The organism is Methylomonas sp. MED-D (assembly GCF_050276835.1).
Lineage (GTDB): Bacteria > Pseudomonadota > Gammaproteobacteria > Methylococcales > Methylomonadaceae > Methylomonas > Methylomonas koyamae_A.
On record NZ_CP189965.1, the window covers coordinates 2,461,220 to 2,476,410 of the forward strand.

Below are 15,191 nucleotides of genomic sequence, written 5' to 3' on the forward strand. Positions count from 1 at the left end.
ATGTTCGTCAACGAACAGACCTCGCCCTCTTGCCTGCCTAGAATCCGAAGCTGTTTCCATCCCTCGATGTGTCGACCGGATGCGAAGTGTCCATCACGCGCCCAAGAGCTCAATAGGCTTTCCAGGTCGCCCGTCACTCGGCTTCTTTTCAGGAACCCATATGAACATTCTATTCAAAGACTCCAATCGGCCCTGGTTCAATCGTTTATTGACCACGGTTTGTTTGTCCGCCGTTGCCGGACTCAGCGCATGCCAGCCGGAAGGGCAGGCGGAAAAGACCGGGCAAAAAATCGATAAGGCGGTGGAAAACGTCGGTCAAAAGATGGAACAAGGCGCGGACAAAGCCGGCGCCTACATCGAGAAATCCGCGCAATCGTCCGAGGATGCGCTGGATAAAGCCAGCAAGCAAATCGATCAAGCCATCAGCAATTCTGAAAAACGCATCGACTCCGCCAAGGAGGCGGTAGTGGACAGCGCTAAAGCCGGCGGCGTCTATCTGGACGACTCGGCCATCACCGCGAAGATCAAGGCCGCGCTGATGAGCGACGAATTACTGAAAGACGCGCGCATCGAAGTGACGACCGTCAACGGCGGCGTGACCTTGAGCGGCGTTTTGGATAACGAGAAGATGGTCGGTAGAGCGATCGGCTTGGCCAATAGCCAGGAACACGTCAAATCGGTGCAAAGTCAACTGGCGGTGACTGCCGGCGAACTCGGTAAGCCATGATGTTGACGCGTAGATTGGTTACATTCACGGGCTGTTGGCTGCTGACCGCGCCATTCGCCAACGCCACGAACGCCGACGACGCTTATATCGCCGGATATGCCGCCGCTGAGTTGAAGTACAAACTACAGCTCGAACCGCCGGCCCTGCCGGTAAAAGACGGGGTTATCACCTTGCCGGCCGCCGGAATGTCGGGCGCGGATCGCGCCCGGGCCGCAAAGGCACTCGCGGAGATTCCGGGCGTCAGCGCCGTCAAAATCGCCGAAACCAGAGAAGTAGATTCCAAAGAGGCAGCCGCGCTGGCCGCGGGTTCAACGACGTCGACGACAGCCGAGAGCTTGGTGTTGCCGACAGGACTGCTACCGACCGGACATTTATTTAAAGGCTTATTAGCCGACCCGCGCTGGGCGCATTTCTCCGCGGCGTACCGTAATTACCAAACCAATAATTTCGACGGCCGGGATATCGCCTCGGTCAGTTTCGGCGAAACCATTCCGTTTTATCGCGCCAACATCGGTAATTCCACGGCGCAATGGGAAGCCGGCTTGCAGGCCGGCGTGTTCAGTGACTTCAATCTGGATGCCTCGTCGTCCGATTTGGTGAATACCGATTTTATCGCCTCGATTTACTCCAGCGCGCGCGCCGGGCAGTTTTCCGCGTTCGGCCGGTTGTACCACCAGAGTTCGCATCTGGGTGATGAATTTTTGCTGCGCAAGGTCAACACTACCTTCGAACGGGTTAACCTGAGTTACGAAGGCGTGGACTTAAAACTGTCCTATGAGCTGCCCTACGGCGTGCGGATCTACGGCGGCGGCGGCGGTTTGTTCCATAGAGAGCCTTCCGAGCTAAAAAAATGGTCCGCGCAATACGGTATCGAGTTTAGAAGTCCGTGGCGACTGGATTTTGCGTCGATGCGCCCGATCATCGCCGCCGACATCAAGAACTACGATCAAAACAACTGGAGTGCCGATATTTCCGCCAGAGCCGGTGTTGAATTCGATAATTCCAAGGTCTTGGGGCGGAAGCTGCAAATATTGGTCGAATATTTCAACGGCTATTCGCCCAGCGGCCAGTTTTATAAAGACAAGGTGGAGTATTTCGGCCTGGGCGCGCATTATCATTTCTAATGCGCTCGGCCAAGACGTTTCGGCTTGGAGGCGGGCGGAAGAAACTATCGCGAGGGCCGGGGCACGCCGCCTTGGGACATTAAGCGCGGATACTCGTGCCGGTTGCGGACGAATAAACACTCGATACTGACCTAGTGACCCCGTAAGAGCATGATGACCGAATCCAGGCCAGGCATTCATGCTCTTGTAACGTTAGAATTAAGCCATCGCCGCTTCCAATAGACTGTCCAAGGCGCGCATATACCGTTGTTGAGCGGGCAATAGACTGTTTGCTATCAGGACGCGAATATCGGGGTGTAGACCATGATCCTGCAAGGCTTTTTCGTAGTCTTCCGTGCCGGTTAATTCGCCTTCGCGCAACACCTTTAGCACAGCTTGCTTACCTAACAAAGTAGCGCAAGCCATGATTATTTTCGCCCAAGCTCCCCACGGCCCCGAGTCTTGGGTTGGCGTGCCGCCGAGTTGTTTGATTTTCCCCCGCAGACTGCAAGCTGCAGCTTTATGTTCTTGAAAAGTCAACATTAAAAAATCGAATTCCCCCAGCGCGGTGTCCTTGCGGAATCTATCCAGGGCTTGTTGATAGGTTTCCAGCGCGGACAATTCATTCTGTAACAAACGATTGATGGATTGAATATCAGACATAACGAGACTCCCAGTCGATGGATGTCGGCGTGGCTAACGCCATCGCCGATCAGTTGATAGTGCCGCTACATTTAATAACAAAACGGTCTCGAAGTCGGTACGCTGCCACACAGCCCGCATTCAGTCGACTCAAGTCGGGCTTTATTCAAAAACGAGGTCGTGCACCGGGCGTTTCGTCGCTTTGGCGGAAGCAATCGGCGGCAATCCGCGCGAAGCGGGTTTATTCACGAAAGCGGGTATTAACCTGGTGAATTCGGCGTTTATCACGTCGTAGCATTCGCAGACTTGTTCCTCCAGGCCGGCTCGACTTAATACCACGAGACGGCCTCTACTGTAATTTATCAAGCCTTTTTGTTGTAATTTCCCGGCGGCATCGGTGATGCTTTCTCGACGAACACCGAGCATGTTGGCGATATGGTCGTGGGTCGCCAACATCTCGTTCGATGCCTGTCTATCAAGAGTCAGAAGCAGCCAACGGCAGAGTTGCTGGTGTATTGAATGATGCCGGTTACAGGCCGCCGCCTGGTTTATCTGGGTCATCAGCGCCTGCGTGTAACGCAGTAGCAAATGCAATAGCGAATTATCGTTAAGCGTCCCACCCGCGGATGCTATTTCTTCGATAAATCGTTGGCGCCGCAGTCTATACCCATAACCGGCGGTGCTAACGACGGCTTGGTGAGGCATGGTTCGACCGCCCATTAATAGGCTAAGGCCAACAAAGCCTTCGTTGCCAATGATGGCAAGCTCGCTGGACGCGCCGTCCGCAATCACGTAAATCTTGGAAACGACACATGTCGTGGGAAAGTAGGCGTAACGCAACTCGCTGCCCGACTCGTAAATGACTTGACCGGCAGGCATTTGAATCGGCTCCAGATCTGTCGCCAATCGTTGGTAAGTCTGTGCCGGAAGCGCCCCCAGCAAGAGATTGATTCGCTGCGAATTGAGTGTGGTCACGCGGTGTCTCCATGGTTTCGAATAAGGTCCACGGTCTGCAGAAACGCGGTTAGGCTATGCTTGAAGGCGCAAACAGCCTGTGCGCCGATCACCAGTCCGGCTCACCCCGGCGGAGTTAAATTCGCGATCAGCATGCCGGCTTGATGAATGTTGCTTAGTAGCCGGGCTGCTTAGGACCTTTTCTAATTTTCTCCCTAAAATTACCTAGTCCGGCTTCCAGTTTGCCGGTTTTTCTATGTGGATTACGTTCAAGTTCTGTGTCGTCATCCGCTAAATAGTTGGCGGTATGTTCGAGTTCAACGTCCGTTTGACGGACGCGAGCGGTTAGTTTGTCTTTGTTCATCTGGACTCCGATCAGTTGGAATTGGTATCAAAGCGCTTAGCGCCGGAATCCGGCGCTGAATCAAACCTTACAAATAATCGGAATTTCTATCCGTTCGGTAGCGAACATAGCTTATTCGTTAGCCAGCGGGGCTGCGTGTCGTGATTATTTACCGGTCGTAGCGCTCGTCCAAATGGCGCGTTTCCGCCGAAATGACCGGAACCACCGGTACATTGAAGCCGTAGTGTTCGGCGTTAGCCAGAGATTGGGTCGGCGAGCGTCCGCAGGTTGACGAACTCTTCGGCGGAAGTTGGGTGCACGCCGATAGTCGAGTCGAAAATAGCCTTGGTCGCGCCGGCACGCAGCGCAATAGCCATGCCTTGGATAATTTCCGGCGCATCGGCGCCTATCATGTGCAGGCCGACTACTCTGTCCGTCACGGGTTCCACGATCATTTTCATCAGGGTGTTTTCGTCCTTACCCGACAGCGTATTTTTGATGGGTGTGAACTCGGTTTTATAAATCGCAATGTCAGAATACTTTTGCCGTGCTTGCGCTTCGGTTAAGCCGACGCTGGCGATATTGGGTTGGGAAAATACCGCAGTGGGGATGTTGTTGTAATCCACCGGGCGGGCGTCCTTGAAATACAAACTATTCACCAGTGCCTCGCCTTCGGCAATCGCGACCGGCGTCAGATTGATCCGATCGGTGACATCTCCTAGCGCATAGACAGACGGCAGATTGGTTTGATAGTCACCATTGACGATGATTGCGCCGTTGGTATCCAGTGCCACGCCAAGTTCTTCCAAGCCGAAACCCGCCGAATTCGGCGTTCTGCCGGTGGCGTACAGCACCAGATCGGTCGTCATGACGTTGCCGTCCAGCAAGCTGACGGCAAAGGCATCGCCATCCTCGGCAATCGCATGCACATCGCTATTCAACAGAATCTTGACGCCTTGCCGCGGCATGGCCGCCCCCAGAAAGTCGCGAATATCCTCGTCAAACCCTTCCAGCAGCTTTTCGGCGCGCTGGCAAACGGTGGTGTCCACCCCCAGGCCGTTCAGAATACTGGCAAATTCGACCGCGATGTAACCGCCGCCCACGATCACGATGCGTTTGGGCAATTTTTTCAGGGAGAACAGTTCGTTCGAGGTAGCGATATGCTGCTTACCGGGAATATCGGGGACAAACGGCCAACCGCCGGTGGCGATCAAGATGCGTTTGGCCGTGCATTGCGTGCCGGCGACCGCGATCGTATGCGCATCGAGCAATTGGGCCTTACCGTTGAAGATAGTCACTCGGGATTGTTGCAAGTGGCTTTGATAAACCGCATGCAAGCGCTCGATTTCGCGGTTTTTGTTGGCGATCAGGCTGGGCCAGTCGAAGGCGGCATTGTTCAGTGTCCAACCGTAACCGGTGGCGGCGGCGAAGTCGTCTTTAAATTGCGAGGCGTAGACCAACAGTTTTTTCGGTACGCAACCCAGGTTGACGCAGGTGCCGCCAAGGTCGCGGACTTCCGCGATCGCCACGCGCGCGCCCCGGTTGGCCGCGGTATTGGCGGCTCGAACACCGCCGGAGCCGGCGCCCACGACGAACAAGTCGTAATCGTAGTCAATCATCCGAGCTCTCGGTACTCATCGAACCGGCCCGTGGGCGCGTTGCCGTTCTGTTAGGTAAGCCAGCATGGTATCCGCGTCGCTTACGGTAAAAGGATCGTCCGGGCAATTATCGATTTGATCCGGTTCGCTGAAGACTTTCAGAATCTTTTTATCGTCGACCAGCATGGAATAGCGCCAGGAGCGGTAGCCAAAACCCACATTGTGCTTTTTGACCAACATGCCGACTGCTTCGGTAAATTCGCCGTTGCCGTCCGGCAGCATTTTCACGTTGACGATGTTTAGATGCAAACCCCATTGGTACATCACGAAGGCATCGTTGACGCTCAGGCAATACACTTCATCAATGCCTTGCGCCAGCAGTTCCCGGTATTTTGCTTCAAAGCCAGGCAAGTGCCGGTTCGAACAGGTCGGTGTAAACGCGCCCGGTAGCGCCAATACCACGATTTTTTTGCCTTTAAAAAGATCGTCGCTGGAGACGTCTTGCCAGCGAAACGGGTTGTCCCCGGCGACACTGTCGTCGCGAACGCGGGTTTTAAAGATTACATCGGGAACGGTAGTCGGCATGTCGGGAACTCCTGTACTGTCAGAGCACGGCATCGAGACAGACGATGCCAGGGTTGGCTCGTTACAACGGTCTGTTCAGACCGGCGCGGTTCGCTAAGCGACCGTCGCACCGTTCATCCGTTCCAACGTCTGGATATGAGCGCGTTGGGCCGGCACCAGTGTCCGCTCGATCAGTTCGCGCGCTTCGGGATCCAGCTTCTGATCCAATAGCGCTTTTCCGTAGTCTTCCAGACCGCTTTTCTCGCCTTCCTGCAATACTGTTAACGCGGTTAGTTTACCGAAGGCATTGGCGCCGCCTTGAACCAATTTGGCCCAGGCCCCCCAAACACCGGAGTTCTTGGCCGGCGTGCCCCCCAGATCTCGAATTTGAGTTTGTAAACTGGAGACGGCGGTCCGGTGGTCGTCGAAAATAGCCCGTAGCCCTTCCGAGTCACCGAGAGCGACGTTTTCCCCCAGTTTATTAAGGACTTGGCTGTAAGTCTCGGTGGCCGCTAGTTCGTCGATCAATAAATGATCTATCGTTTCAATGCCGTGCATTATTAAAATCCCGTGCAGTGGTTATGGATGAGCTGGCAAGGCAGCATCAATTGTTGACCGATACTTCTTCGGATGAAGAAATATCCAGTGCCTCGGCCTGTTGGAAAATCGTGTTCGCGGTATCTCGCGACTCTGAGCTTGCGGTGTTGACGGCTATTAACGTGAGCCCGTCTATGATTTTTTCCCGATAGTGTTCGGCGTGATGCGCGGGAATACCGGCACCTATCAGCGCGGCGTTGATGTCTTCCACACCATCGTTTTCCAACGAACGGCTTAGTTCTATACGAATCGGACCCGCCGTTATGCAGCGGCCCACGCCGGGAATCTCCAAGTTATCGATGCCGTTTATCCACTGCAGATCCAGGCGGTGTTCGTCCGCAGTAGCGGATGTATTACCGACGCTTTGCTGATAACAACATTCTGGGGATAACAAAGAAATGTCGTTGTTGGAGAAACCCGCTACCTTAAGATTATTAACAATCTTCGCGGTTTGGCCGATATCTCGGCTTATACAAAAAATCGGTTTGTACATAATATTCTCAACAGCAGCTGGTTATTTTATTGCTGTATAGCTGAGTATTTATCGCGATTTTATTAATGGCGGTGGTTTTCTAAGAAAAACGCCGTGATCAAAAATAATTTATATACTGGCGGGCATCGAAAACCTTTATCCCACACCCTGGGAATTTAAACTCTGATCGGACAGTGATTGGTTAATCACGCAATACTGTTATTCATGTGATTGACAGTAGCTTGAATTCCGCCGCGAGTCGGTGCGCTACCGCGCATTGGATAAAGCCATTCCGGTTTGTTGTGCTGCAATGGACCTTATCCCGATTAGTCGGTTCCTATAGGGCAAATCCGCGCCGGTCCCAAGAAATCGATGGTGCGTGGGGCGCCAAAGTCCGGATGGCTGACTAAGCGCGAAGCGTCACTAAGGGGTTTCGTATTGCCGCGGTAGCCCGGCCGGTCGGATGCGTTGTCGAAACGATGTGCACGTGCCGGACCGCTTGACATCTCGCGGTTTAGGCGCTTAGAAACTCAAGCAAGTCGCCATTTAACTGGTCTTTATGGGTGTCGGCCAGGCCGTGTGGAGCGCCGGGGTAAATTTTCAAGGACGCATTCTTAATCAATTTCGTCGCGGCAATGGCCGAGGCGGCTATCGGCACAATTTGATCATCGTCGCCGTGAATCAGCAGGGTCGGAATATCGAATGCCTTTAAATCGTCGGTAAAGTCGGTTTCGGCAAATGCCTTGATACTATCCAGTTGGTTTATCAGCCCACCTTGCATGCCTTGAAGCCAAAATGCGTCGCGGATGCCTTGGCTTACTTCGACATCCGGGCGGTTGGCGCCGTAAAAGGGCGCGGTCAGATTCTTGAAAAACTGCGAGCGGTCCGCGCTAACGCCGCTCCGAATATCGTCGAATACCGAGAGCGGCAAACCGATCGGATTATTGTCGGTTTTCAGCATCAGCGGGGTCACAGACCCTACCAGCAAGACCCCCGCGACGCGTTGGCAGCCGTGCCGACCGATATAGCGCGCCACTTCGCCGCCGCCGGTGGAATGACCAACCAAGGTTATACCGCTTAAGTCCAGGTATCCGATGAGTTCCGCCAAGTCGTCGGCGTAGGTTTCCATATTGTTGCCCAACCACGGCTGGTCGGAACGACCATGGCCGCGCCTATCGTGCGCGATGCAGCGGTAGCCGCGCGCCGCCAGATAGACCATCTGATTTTCCCAGTCATCCGCGTTTAACGGCCAGCCGTGACTGAACACCACCGCCGGGCCCGAGCCCCAGTCCTTGTAATAAAGTTTCGTGCCGTCTTTGGTGAGTATCGTGCTCATGGTGGGTGCTCCTTGTGCTACGCGAGGCAATCAGAAAGGTGGTGGGTTTAGCTCAGCAAAAAACCGGATGCAGGCTGGCGCGGCACTGGATTTTGCCGAGCAAGCTTGTGTTGGCGCTGCTGTTGTTGGTCCCCGCGTCTGAAAGTGGGAAGGTGGTTTGCGCAGCCGGCGAACAGGCGGACAAGACCGCCGTGATAATCGCCGCCGACACCGGTAACTTTGGACGCATGACGGGGGTACCGCGTTTAATATTGGGCGCTAAGCATTTGCCGGCAACTGTCGGCACATTGCAGACAGGCCGCGACGCTGTCCTTCATATCGCCGATTTCGGCGCATTCCTTGGCGCAGGCTTCGCAGATTTCGGCGCATTCCTTGGCGCAGGCTTCGCAGATTTCGGCACAAAGTTCGTGCAGGCGCAGCAAAAAGTGCGAGCCGGTCAATTGAAAATTCGCGGTGGTCCGACAGATTTCGGCGCAATTCATCATCAGACGGATATGCTTGGCTTTAACGTGCTTGCCGCCGTTTTCCAGGCAATGGTTCATCGCGGTTTGCAGGCAAATCCGGTGACAGAGCTCGCAGGCTTCAAGGCAGGATTGCATCGCTTGTTCGGAATTGGAAGATTGATGCATGGGGTTCTCCAGCGTGATGGAAATACGGATGCGGCTTCGAGGCCGATCGCTTCGATCTTGTGTCAATGACCAAGCTCGAACGAGCGGAATGTCGGACCAACATCGGTGTCGGAGAGCAGCTAGCCGGTCGATGCCATCGCCGAGGGGACGGGGACGAAACTCGAACCCACTAGCCGCCGTCACTTACTTGCCTTTTTGTATGTCCTGCTTAAGATCGCCGTAGCCTTTTTGGGCTTTGCCGAGATTTTTCTGGACATTGCCTTCCACTTCCATCCCTTTGTCGTCGATGATCTTGCCGGTGACTTCCTTGACCGTACCCTTGGTTTCTTCGATCCGGCCTTCTACCTGATCCTTGTTCATCGGCGCGTCGTCTTCATGGCCGGCGGAGAAGGCGCCCAATGAGCAAACCGTGGCGAGTACGCCTATCCATAATTGGTGGCCCTTGATTTTTGGTGATTTCATGATGGTGCCCTCGAGAGTCGAGTTTCGCTTGGTGACGTCATCGCGACCGCGAGTGCTATCAGTCGTCCGCGGCTTTCTCGATGTCGTTCTTCACATCGCCGATTACCGACTGGACCTTCCCGATATTTTTCTGGACATTGCCTTCCAGCTCCATTTCGTCGTCGTTGATTAGTTTGCCGGCGACTTCTTTCACTTTGCCTTTGGCTTCTTCGACACGGCCTGTTACTTGATCTTTGTTCATGATGATTTCCAATGGTGTTTTAGTCGTATGGGAACGAGTACCGATGTTTTTCAGCACTCACGGCAGACCATACTCGCAACGCCCGGCACGGTCGGTACGTCAACGCACATAGATGTCGGGGGGGCCGATGCATGGAGGGTATCGGCGAATCCGCCGATGGCCGTTACGGTGCCACGCGATAAAACTGACCGAGCGCCTCGCGTTGCTCTTCCCATTTCTCGGAACTTTCCGGCCAATGTCTTTTATCGAAACCGGGTGCCGTTTTTAAGGTCTCCTTATCCAGGTCCAGGATGTAATAATCCCTGGGGCTGGTCCAACGTAGCGCTCGCCAGGGGATGGCAAACAGCTTGTCGCCCATGCCCATCAGGCCGCCGAAGGAAACCACCGCATATACCACTTGACCGTTTTGCGGGTCGATCACCAAGTCCTTGATGTCGCCGAGACTGTCGCCGGTGGTGTTTTTTACCTTGGCGCCGGTAATCTTGCTGGCCCGGCTAATTTGCTGCATCGACTTATTGGCCTCCCGTCCGCGCTCGATCGAGACTTCCTGGTTGGCTTGATTGAGTTCGACCTGTTTTTCATGGACTTCTTCTTGTTTTTTGGTCAGTTCTTGTTGTTTTTCGATGAGGTCTTTTTGTTTGTCTTTAACCTCGTCCGCGTGGACAGGGCTTAGCGCTAGCGCGCTCAGAAACGATAGGGCTACCATGGATAGGACTGTTTTCATAAGATACTCCGGCTTTGAAAATTGATCGGTGCGTTCCAGTTTGGCCGGACGTTTCGTCAGGCTTGCCAAACTCCGCACCGACTTTATTCAATGCGGCGGGCACTGTCGGTACGCTGTCGAACACACTTGCCGTTCGAGGTGGTAGCCGCCAAACAACTGGGCTTGGCAATGCGCCGCCATTTAGCGGACTGCCAAGTTCCGCGGATCAGCGGCGACTGGCCCGGCGCGATTTGCCGTAATTGGCATGCCAGCGATAAAAACCTCGTTTGGCTAGCTCTACCACCAATAAATACGCCACCGCTGTCGCCGCCAGAATGAAATAAAACTGGGCCGGCGGCGGCACGAAGCCGAAATAATGGCCTAGCGGCGTAAACGGCAGGACGGCGCCGATCAGCGCAATCGACAGCGAAGTGGCGACTAGTACCGGATGCGCCCGGCTTTTGAAAGGATTGCCTCGGGTGCGGATGATGAAGATCACCAGGACTTGGGTACACAGCGATTCGACGAACCAACCGGTTTGGAATAAGGCCTCGTCGGCTTTTAATACCGTTAACAGGATGTAAAAGGTCAAAAAATCGAATGCCGAGCTAATCGGACCGATCACCAACATGAAATTGCGGATAAAGTTCATGTCCAGAACCCGAGGTTGGCGCAGTTCTTCGGAATCGACCTGATCCAGCGGAATCGGTACTTCGGACACGTCGTACAGAATGTTGTTGAGCAGAATCTGGGTCGGCAGCATCGGCAGGAAAGGCAAGAATAGCGCGGCGCCGGCCATGCTGAACATATTGCCGAAGTTGGAACTGGTACCCATCATGATGTACTTCAGGATGTTGCCGAAGGTGCGCCGGCCTTCCAGCACGCCGTCATGCAGAACCTGTAAGTCCTGATCCAGTAGAATCATGTCGGCCGCTTCCTTGGCGACGTCGACCGCCGAATCCACCGACAGGCCGACATCCGCCGAATGCAGCGACGGCGCGTCGTTGATGCCGTCGCCCAGATAGCCGACCACATGGCCGCGCGCTTTCAACGCCCGAATCACCCGGTCTTTTTGAGATGGATTCACCCGGCAAAACAGATTGGCTTTTTCGACGCGGATGCGCAAGGCGTGGTCGTCCATTTCGGCGATGTCCTTGCCGGTCAACACGCCGAGCACCGGAATATTTAATTGGGCGCAGACGTGTTGGGTTACCAAATCGCTGTCGCCGGTGACGATCTTTACCGTTACGCCGCTGTCCTTCAATGCCGCCAATGCCGCGCCGGCGCTGGCTTTGGGCGGGTCGAGAAAGCCGGCAAAGCCGGCGAAAATTAGCTCGCTTTCGTCGCTGACCACCGCGTGCGGATGATTTTGCGGCGCTTCTCGCCAAGCGATGCCCAATACCCGGAAGCCTTCTCGCTCCAGTGCATTATGCTGTTCGTGGATGCGGGCTCGACTGGCCGGATCGAGCGGCAGTTGCGCGTCGCTGCCTTGTTGTTCGTAATGGGTGCAAAGGGTGATGATTTCCTCGGAGGCGCCTTTCACGACTAGCAAGCGGCCGTTGCCTTTATCCAGCAACACCGACACCCGCCGCCGCTCGAAATCGAACGGCACTTCGTCGATCTTTCGCCAGGCACTGATATCGATGTTTTGATGAGCCAAAATCGCCTCGTCGAGCGGGCTTTTCAGGCCGGTTTCGAAGAAGCTGTTCAGATAAGCCAGCTCCAGCACTCGCTCACTGGGCTGGCCTTGCGGGTCGACATGCTGTTCCAGTCGGATCTTGGCTTCGGTCAAGGTGCCGGTCTTGTCGGTGCACAGCACGTCCATCGAGCCCAGATTCTGAATGGCCGACAGACGTTTGACGATTACTCGTTTTGCCGCCATATGCATCGCGCCGCGCGACAGCGTCACCGATACCACCATCGGCAGCAGTTCCGGCGTCAAGCCCACCGCCAGCGCCACCGCAAACAGAAAGGATTCCAACCAGGGTTTGCCCAAAAATGCGTTGACCAACAACACGAATAGCACCAGCAGTACCGTCAAGCGCATGATCAGCAAACCGAAACGGTGGGTGCCCACCTCGAAGGCGGTCGGCGGGGGTTGCCGGGTCAGGCTGTCGGCAATCGCGCCGATCGCGGTGGCGGTGCCGGTTTTGATGACGCGCATCTTGGCGCTACCGCTGATGACGGTGGTGCCCATGAATACGGCGTTGTCGGCGTCCTGCAAGTCTGTGGCGTCGGCCGGCAAATCGCCCGGACGTTTTTCGATCGGGTAGGCTTCCCCGGTCAATAGTGCCTGCTTGACGAACAGATCGCAGGCTTCGATTAGCAAGCCGTCCGCCGGCACCATGTCGCCAGCGCAGAGCAGGGCGACATCGCCCGGCACCACGTCGGTCACCGGTACGTCCACAGGTTTGCCGTCGCGCATCACCCGGGCCTTGACCGAAACCGAATGGCGCAGGCTTTCCGCCGCCTTGCCGGCTCGGTGTTCCTGGACAAAATCCAGGGTCACGCTGAACAGCACCATGACGCTGATAATCACGAAATTGGTGATCTCGCCGGTGAACGCCGAAATCGCGCTGGCAACCAGCAGCAGAATCACCAGCGGATTCTTGAAGCGCGATAGAAACTGCAGTAGCAGGGCTTGGCGCTGGCGATCCCGGAACAGGTTGGGGCCGACTTCGGCCAGCTTGGCGCCGGCTTCGACGGCGGATAAGCCCAAGGGCTTGGCGTCCGAAGGGCTGGGCGTCAGCCACCAAGCGGCTTGCTCGGCCGCGGCTGTGGTTGCGGTATTGGTTTTTTTCATAAATCACTCACAAATATTTGCGTGGACGCCGCGCTTGCGTGTTGGCGCTTAGCCGGTCGCTACCGCCTGTCGCCGCTTCAAACCATCGAACTAATCGTAACCAATAGATGTTCGATCGTGCCGTGCTCGCGCTCGCGGATCAGCGCCGCGCCGGTCAGTATGACCGACAGAGTGGTGATGCGAAACCAAGCGTTGAATTTCGATACCTAACGAGGTGTTGTCGCTATCCACGGTTGGATCCCGTGCGCAGAGTATGGCGTTTCAGACGCATGAACCTAAAAAGAGCAGTTTGGCGATGAAAAATCCCGTTCGTCCTGAGCTTGTCGAAGGGCGCGCGGGATTTTTCATTCACCCGTTTGGTGAGTGTATTGCGAGCCGTCCATGCTTCGACGTTGCTCAGCACGAACGGCCCGCAATACACGCCAACTGCCCTTTTTAGGATGAAACGCGTTGGCGTTGTCGCGTAACGCCGCGCGGGGAGCTCAGGCAAGGCTAACCTGTCGGGTGTATTCGGTCTGTGCGCTAGCGTACCAAGCCGGACCGGCGCTGGCCCGAGTCGGCGTGCGCTAGCGCACCGACAACCGAGGATTTAAAGGCTAGATTTCAGAGTGCGAGTTCGGCGTTGCCGAACAGGGTTTCGCCGGGCTATGTCAGCCTTACGGAACGATAGAAGGGTTTTTAACGACGAGGTAAGCCACCATGAACACCACCATCACGCACGACCATCCCTCCGAGGACTTTGCCGCGCTCAAAAAAATCACCGCCACCGTCTACCTGTGCCAGGTGTTGACGTTTGCACTCGCCGGCTTTCCGTTGCTGGCCGGCGTGGCCATCAACTTTTTCTATCGGAACAACGTCAAGGGAACCTGGTTGGAATCGCATTTCAATTGGCAGATTAAAACCGTATGGGTCACCCTGGCCGGCTTTGCGCTGTCCGGTCTGGTATTGATGATCGATATTCAATTGAGTTTGGTGGTCTTGATTCCGACCTTGCTGCTGCTGATCTATCGAATCGTGATCGGTTGGAGCAATTTGACGGCCGATAAGCCGCTGAAAGAACTCAGCTAAGATTCTCGGATTTGGTTTGGCCGACGCCGATTGGCCGATTGGGTGAGGGCGTTGGTCAAGCCGGGCTTCAAGCACCGCCCAAGATGCGCCGGTAGGTTTCGGTCTCGATGCGATAGCAGTCGCAAGCGGCGGCCTCCAGGCCGCTTCTATCCAAAATCGTGATGTCGCCGCGCCGATAGCGAATCAAGGCCTGTTCTTGCAGGGACAGCGCGGCCTTGGTGATGCCGACCCGGCGCACGCCCAAAATATAAGCCAGAAAGATGTGGGTGACGTGAAAGGTGTCGGTATGGGCGCGGTCGTGGGTCATCAGCAACCACCGCGCCAGGCGGGCCTCCACTTGGTGAAACCGGTTGCAAGCCGCCGTTTGCGCCAACTGGCTCATCGAGACGTACAAATAGCGTTTCGTGGCTATTTGCAAGGAATGACTGCGCGCCAACTCCGTCAAAAACGCCGTGGCCGGCATGCGCAACGCGGAACCCGCCCCTTGCACCAGCGCTTGAAATGGCGCGATATCGACATCCAACATCAGTGTAATTCCCAACATGCCTTCGTAGCCGATCAAGCCGACTTCCAAACCGCTACCGTCGCCCATCGGCGTAACCAGCGAAACAAAACCGCCGGTCGGAAAATATACATGCGGTATGCGCGCGCCGGCCAGATACAGCACCTCGGCAAAGGCCAAATGGACCGGTTCGCAGTGGCGTAGTACCAGATTGCGATCGGTCACGGGTAGGGAATCCAACAGCCGGTTGGGAGCGGTAACCGCGAGTATCGTGGACAAAGCGTGCTCCGGGGGTGATTTGAGGACGCCCGATTTTGGGTTCGGGACCGCGAGGGCGGGTGGAGTCGGCGATCTTGGGCGACGGGCCGACAGCTTGGCGGCCAGAATAGCGTTAAGGCCGAGGGTTGTCTGTATGTTAGCGTACGGACCGGCCGATGCGCGGTTTGC

Annotated in this window: 18 protein-coding genes; 3 read left to right on the forward strand and 15 right to left on the reverse strand. The window is 55.5% G+C overall.

What is annotated here, in order from left to right; all coding sequences use genetic code 11:
- Positions 1–160: 160 nt before the first annotated feature.
- On the forward strand, positions 161–727 hold the full coding sequence (locus ACQE3E_RS10930) for a BON domain-containing protein (RefSeq protein WP_168030669.1): 567 nt from the start codon (positions 161–163) through the stop codon (positions 725–727).
- Positions 724–1,851 (forward strand): DUF1207 domain-containing protein, encoded by a 1,128-nt coding sequence (locus tag ACQE3E_RS10935; RefSeq protein WP_427501617.1) that lies wholly within the window; start codon positions 724–726, stop codon positions 1,849–1,851. Before ACQE3E_RS10930 ends, ACQE3E_RS10935 begins: the two co-directional genes overlap by 4 nt.
- A 198-nt stretch (positions 1,852–2,049) precedes the next feature.
- Here ACQE3E_RS10935 and ACQE3E_RS10940 read toward each other — a convergent pair whose 3' ends face one another.
- The 14 genes from ACQE3E_RS10940 to mgtA all read right to left on the reverse strand — a co-directional run bounded on the left by ACQE3E_RS10940 (position 2,050) and on the right by mgtA (position 13,174).
- Complete coding sequence (locus tag ACQE3E_RS10940) at positions 2,050–2,493, reverse strand: DUF2383 domain-containing protein (protein ID WP_313728010.1); 444 nt, start codon at positions 2,491–2,493, stop codon at positions 2,050–2,052.
- Positions 2,494–2,634: 141 nt separating this feature from the next.
- Positions 2,635–3,447: a Crp/Fnr family transcriptional regulator gene (locus tag ACQE3E_RS10945; RefSeq protein WP_313728009.1), complete on the reverse strand. Its 813-nt coding sequence runs from the start codon at positions 3,445–3,447 to the stop codon at positions 2,635–2,637.
- Positions 3,448–3,601: 154 nt separating this feature from the next.
- Positions 3,602–3,790, reverse strand: a complete 189-nt coding sequence (locus tag ACQE3E_RS10950) for a hypothetical protein (protein WP_168030675.1) — start codon at positions 3,788–3,790, stop codon at positions 3,602–3,604.
- 233 nt (positions 3,791–4,023) lie between these two features.
- On the reverse strand, positions 4,024–5,388 hold the full coding sequence (gene gorA, locus ACQE3E_RS10955; protein WP_313728008.1) for a glutathione-disulfide reductase: 1,365 nt from the start codon (positions 5,386–5,388) through the stop codon (positions 4,024–4,026).
- Between the two features lie 15 nt (positions 5,389–5,403).
- Positions 5,404–5,952, reverse strand: a complete 549-nt coding sequence (locus tag ACQE3E_RS10960) for a peroxiredoxin (protein ID WP_175463685.1) — start codon at positions 5,950–5,952, stop codon at positions 5,404–5,406.
- 93 nt (positions 5,953–6,045) lie between these two features.
- Positions 6,046–6,489, reverse strand: a complete 444-nt coding sequence (locus ACQE3E_RS10965) for a DUF2383 domain-containing protein (RefSeq protein WP_313727944.1) — start codon at positions 6,487–6,489, stop codon at positions 6,046–6,048.
- Positions 6,490–6,535: 46 nt separating this feature from the next.
- A complete protein-coding gene (locus ACQE3E_RS10970; RefSeq protein WP_313727943.1) occupies positions 6,536–7,021 on the reverse strand; it encodes a hypothetical protein in 486 nt (161 codons plus the stop codon).
- A 493-nt stretch (positions 7,022–7,514) separates the two neighbouring features.
- On the reverse strand, positions 7,515–8,336 hold the full coding sequence (locus ACQE3E_RS10975; protein ID WP_064031194.1) for an alpha/beta fold hydrolase: 822 nt from the start codon (positions 8,334–8,336) through the stop codon (positions 7,515–7,517).
- A gap of 52 nt (positions 8,337–8,388) precedes the next feature.
- Positions 8,389–8,565, reverse strand: coding sequence for a hypothetical protein (locus ACQE3E_RS10980; protein ID WP_157197981.1), 177 nt, complete (start codon positions 8,563–8,565; stop codon positions 8,389–8,391).
- A gap of 16 nt (positions 8,566–8,581) precedes the next feature.
- On the reverse strand, positions 8,582–8,965 hold the full coding sequence (locus tag ACQE3E_RS10985; protein WP_064031195.1) for a four-helix bundle copper-binding protein: 384 nt from the start codon (positions 8,963–8,965) through the stop codon (positions 8,582–8,584).
- Between the two features lie 183 nt (positions 8,966–9,148).
- On the reverse strand, positions 9,149–9,427 hold the full coding sequence (locus ACQE3E_RS10990; RefSeq protein WP_231883745.1) for a CsbD family protein: 279 nt from the start codon (positions 9,425–9,427) through the stop codon (positions 9,149–9,151).
- A gap of 58 nt (positions 9,428–9,485) precedes the next feature.
- Positions 9,486–9,668: a CsbD family protein gene (locus ACQE3E_RS10995; protein WP_064031196.1), complete on the reverse strand. Its 183-nt coding sequence runs from the start codon at positions 9,666–9,668 to the stop codon at positions 9,486–9,488.
- A gap of 163 nt (positions 9,669–9,831) precedes the next feature.
- A complete protein-coding gene (locus ACQE3E_RS11000) occupies positions 9,832–10,392 on the reverse strand; it encodes a PRC-barrel domain-containing protein (protein WP_313727942.1) in 561 nt (186 codons plus the stop codon).
- Between the two features lie 205 nt (positions 10,393–10,597).
- Positions 10,598–13,174, reverse strand: a complete 2,577-nt coding sequence (mgtA, locus tag ACQE3E_RS11005) for a magnesium-translocating P-type ATPase (protein ID WP_313727941.1) — start codon at positions 13,172–13,174, stop codon at positions 10,598–10,600.
- 699 nt (positions 13,175–13,873) lie between these two features.
- Here mgtA and ACQE3E_RS11010 point away from each other — a divergent pair.
- Positions 13,874–14,242 carry a DUF4870 family protein gene (locus ACQE3E_RS11010; protein WP_313727940.1) on the forward strand — a complete coding sequence of 123 codons (369 nt, stop codon included), beginning with the start codon at positions 13,874–13,876 and terminating at the stop codon, positions 14,240–14,242.
- A 67-nt stretch (positions 14,243–14,309) separates the two neighbouring features.
- Here ACQE3E_RS11010 and ACQE3E_RS11015 read toward each other — a convergent pair whose 3' ends face one another.
- On the reverse strand, positions 14,310–15,023 hold the full coding sequence (locus ACQE3E_RS11015) for a Crp/Fnr family transcriptional regulator (protein ID WP_168030693.1): 714 nt from the start codon (positions 15,021–15,023) through the stop codon (positions 14,310–14,312).
- Positions 15,024–15,191 lie beyond the last annotated feature (168 nt).